Source organism: Streptomyces corynorhini (assembly GCF_003346515.1).
Taxonomy (GTDB): Bacteria; Actinomycetota; Actinomycetes; order Streptomycetales; family Streptomycetaceae; genus Streptomyces; species Streptomyces corynorhini.
The window spans coordinates 1-3,585 of the sequence record NZ_QQNA01000381.1 but is presented as its reverse complement, the minus strand read 5'-3'; the positions used below and the strand labels follow the sequence as shown (position 1 = coordinate 3,585).

The 3,585-nt window shown below is 72.9% G+C and carries 4 protein-coding genes; all 4 read right to left on the bottom strand.

Annotation, left to right across the window (positions count from 1 at the left end; genetic code table 11):
* A partial coding sequence (locus tag DVH02_RS32970; protein ID WP_147286189.1) for a LysR family transcriptional regulator occupies positions 1-576 on the bottom strand: 576 nt, incomplete at its 3' end.
* 305 nt (positions 577-881) lie between these two features.
* Complete coding sequence (locus DVH02_RS32965) at positions 882-2,096, bottom strand: glycine C-acetyltransferase (protein WP_114627519.1); 1,215 nt, start codon at positions 2,094-2,096, stop codon at positions 882-884.
* 25 nt (positions 2,097-2,121) lie between these two features.
* Positions 2,122-3,150 (bottom strand): L-threonine 3-dehydrogenase, encoded by a 1,029-nt coding sequence (gene tdh, locus DVH02_RS32960; RefSeq protein WP_114627518.1) that lies wholly within the window; start codon positions 3,148-3,150, stop codon positions 2,122-2,124.
* Positions 3,151-3,335: 185 nt separating this feature from the next.
* A partial coding sequence (locus DVH02_RS35405) for a hypothetical protein (protein ID WP_158575979.1) occupies positions 3,336-3,585 on the bottom strand: 250 nt, incomplete at its 5' end.

Sequence of the window (3,585 nt, the reverse complement as noted above, 5' to 3'; positions counted from 1 at the left end):
GCTGCCCGCGAGCGCCACCCGCTCCGCCGGGGCGAGCGGGTGCGCCGCGGGCAGCACCACGTCGAACGGCTCCGCGTAGAGCGGCACCCGGGAGAGCCGGGGGTCGTCCTCGCGCGGCGCGCCCCGGTACTCCACGGCGACGGCCAGATCGGCCTGCCCGCCGAGCACCAGCGGCAGGCTCTCGTCGCCCTCGGCGTCCCGTACCCGTACCCGTATGCCGGGGTGCGCGCCCGCGAGCTGTTCGATGGCGGGGGCCAGCACCTCGGCGATGCCGGTGGCGAACGCGGCGACCGTGACCTCGCCCGCCGTGCCACCCGCGTACGCCGCGAGTTCGGCCTCGGCGCGCTCCAGTTGGGCGAGGACCTCGTGGGTGTGGCCGAGCAGGATGTCCCCCGCCGCCGTCAGCCGGACGCCGCGGCCGCTGCGGGTCAGCAGGGCGTGGCCGGTCTCCTGCTCCAGGGCGGCGAGCTGCTGGGAGACGGCCGAGGGCGTGAGGTAGAGCGCCGCCGCCGCGGCGGTCACCGTACGGTGGTCCGCCACGGCCCGCAGGACACGCAGCCGCCGGGGATCGATCACGCGGGCCATCCTGCCAGGCCGGGGAGGTATCGACCGAATCGGCCCGGTTGGCCCCGCAGGTCCCGTCGGCTGCCTCAGAGCCTGTCGGGTGACCTCTGATCGGGCGGCCACGCCCTGGCCCGCACGCTTCCCGCGTTGCCGAAATGCCCTAGTAGCTCCGCTACGAGGACACTCCGGCGCCTTGGAATCGCACGCACCAGACCGCGTCCGCTTTCCGATCGAAGGTCACCCGACAGGCTCTCAGCCGGTGGGCCCCGCGGTCCGCGTCGGCACCGTGGTCCCGCCGACCCGGCCGGCCCCTTCGGTCAGCTCTCCCGCTCCAGCGCCGTCCGCGCGTCGACGAACGCCGCGACGGCCCGGCGCACGTCGGCCGTCGCGTGGGCGGCCGACAGCTGCACCCTGATGCGCGCGCGGCCCATCGGCACGACCGGGTACGAGAATCCGATCACGTACACCCCGCGCTCCAGCAGCAGTTCCGCCATCCGGCCCGCCCGCGCCGCGTCACCGATCATGACGGGGGCGATGGGGTGGTCGCCGGGCAGGATCTCGAAGCCCGCCTCGGTCATCTCGCTCCGGAAGAGGGCGGTGTTGGCGTTCAGCCGGTCGCGCAGCTCGCCCGCGCTCTCCAGCAGGTCGAGGACCTTGACCGACGCGGCGGCGATGACCGGCGCGAGGGAGTTGGAGAAGAGGTAGGGGCGGGAGCGCTGGCGCAGCAGCGCGACGATCTCGGCGCGGGCGGCGACATAGCCGCCCGACGCGCCGCCGAGCGCCTTGCCGAGGGTGCCGGTGATGATGTCGACCCGGTCCATGACGCCGTGCAGCTCGGGCGTGCCGCGACCGCCGGGGCCGACGAAGCCGACGGCGTGCGAGTCGTCGACCATGACCATCGCGTCGTAGCGGTCGGCGAGGTCGCAGATCGCGTCGAGCGGCGCGACATAGCCGTCCATGGAGAACACGCCGTCCGTGACGATCAGGCGGCGCCGGGCGTCGGCGGACTCCTTGAGCCTGGTCTCCAGTTCGGCGAGGTCGCGGTTGGCGTAGCGCAGTCGGCGGGCCTTGGAGAGCCGGATGCCGTCGATGATGCTGGCGTGGTTGAGCGCGTCGGAGATGACGGCGTCCTCGGGACCGAGGAGGGTCTCGAAGACGCCGCCGTTGGCGTCGAAGCAGGAGGAGTAGAGGATCGTGTCCTCCTGCCCGAGGAACGCGGACAGCCGCTGCTCCAGCTCCTTGTGGATCTCCTGCGTGCCGCAGATGAACCGTACGGAGGCCATGCCGTAGCCCCACCGGTCGAGGGCGTCCTTGGCGGCGGCCACGACCTCGGGGTGGTCGGCGAGCCCGAGGTAGTTGTTGGCGCAGAAGTTGAGGACGGCGCCGTCGCCCGTCCCGCCGTCGCCGGTGGCGGCGGGCACGGCGACGGAGGCGCTCTGCGGGGTGGAGATCACGCGCTCGGGCTTGAAGAGACCGGCGTCGCGGATCTCGTCGAGCGTGGCGGACAGTTCGTCCCTGACGGACCCGTACATGGTGGGGCTCCTTCTTTCTCGGTGGTCAGACTGTCCAGTCGAGGATGATCTTGCCGCTGCGGGCGGTGGCCGCCTCGTCGAACGCCGCGTCGAAGTCCGCGTACCCGTAGCTGCCGGTGATGACCGGCGTGAGGTCGAGGCCGCCTTCGAGCAGCACCGTCATCGCGTACCAGGTCTCGAACATCTCGCGGCCGTAGACGCCCTTGATCGTGATCATGGAGGTGACGATCCTCGACCAGTCGACGGCGAACTCCTCGGCGGGCAGCCCGAGCATGGCGATCCGCCCGCCGTGCGTCATATTGGCGACCATGTCGCGCATGGCCTCGGGGCGGCCGGACATCTCCAGGCCGATGTCGAAGCCCTCCTTGAGGCCGAGCAGCCGCTGGGCCTCGGCGATGTCGGTGCCCGAGACGTCGAGGGCGAGCGTGGCGCCCGCCTTGCGGGCGAGTTCCAGGCGGTACGGGCTGACGTCGGTGATCACGACGTTGCGGGCGCCCGCGTGCCGGGCGACGGCCGCCGCCATGATGCCGATCGGGCCCGCGCCGGTGATCAGCACGTCCTCGCCGACGAGCGGGAAGGAGAGGGCGGTGTGGACGGCGTTGCCGAACGGGTCGAAGATCGCGGCGACATCGAGGTCCACCTCGGCCCGGTGCACCCAGACGTTGGTGGCGGGCAGGGCCACGTACTCGGCGAAGGCGCCGTCGCGGCCGACGCCGAGGCCCACGGTGCCCCGGCACAGATGGCGGCGCCCGGCCAGGCAGTTGCGGCAGCTGCCGCAGACGAGATGGCCCTCGCCGCTGACGAGATCGCCGACGGCGACGTCCCGTACGGCGTCGCCGACCGAGACGACCTCGCCGACGAACTCGTGGCCCAGGACGCGCGGGGTGGTGACCGCCTTGCGCGCCCAGCCGTCCCAGGAGCGGATATGCAGGTCGGTGCCGCAGATCCCGGTGCGGAGCACCTTGATCAGTACGTCGCCGGGTCCGGTGCGCGGCTCCGGCACGTCCATGAGCCACAGTCCGGGTTCGGCCTGCTGTTTGACAAGTGCCTTCATGGGCGCGGCTCCCGGGGTGATGGTGCTGAACGGTGACCTGCGCGGGTGCGGTCGGCACCGTTCGCAGGTGATCACCGCTCCGTGGTCGTGCACCAATCTGCCGAGCCGGGGGCGTTCGGTCCATCGAGGATTTCTTAACCGCGCCAACAGCTCAGCTTCACGCGCGCACCGCGGCCGACGGGCCGTTACTCATAGGTGCACGTGTCGTGCCGGTGAATCCGGCGGCGCAGGCGCGGCAGGCGGCGGCGTTCCCGGAGCGCCAGGACCCGCGAGCCGCCGGGGCGCGCGGGCCTCTCCCGGTCCTGATCCCGCTCCCGTTCCAGCTCCGCGACGAGCCGGCCGAGCACGGGGACCACGCCGGGAGCCACGCCCGGCACCACCCCGGACCGCGCCGCCGGGGCGGGTGCCGCGCCCGCGCGCCGGGAGAGGCGCGCG

Excerpts from the sequence above, each read along its gene's own strand:
- tdh (WP_114627518.1), bottom strand. The coding sequence starts at position 3,150 with ATGAAGGCACTTGTCAAACAGCAGGCCGAACCCGGACTGTGGCTCATG.
- DVH02_RS32965 (WP_114627519.1), bottom strand. The coding sequence starts at position 2,096 with ATGTACGGGTCCGTCAGGGACGAACTGTCCGCCACGCTCGACGAGATC.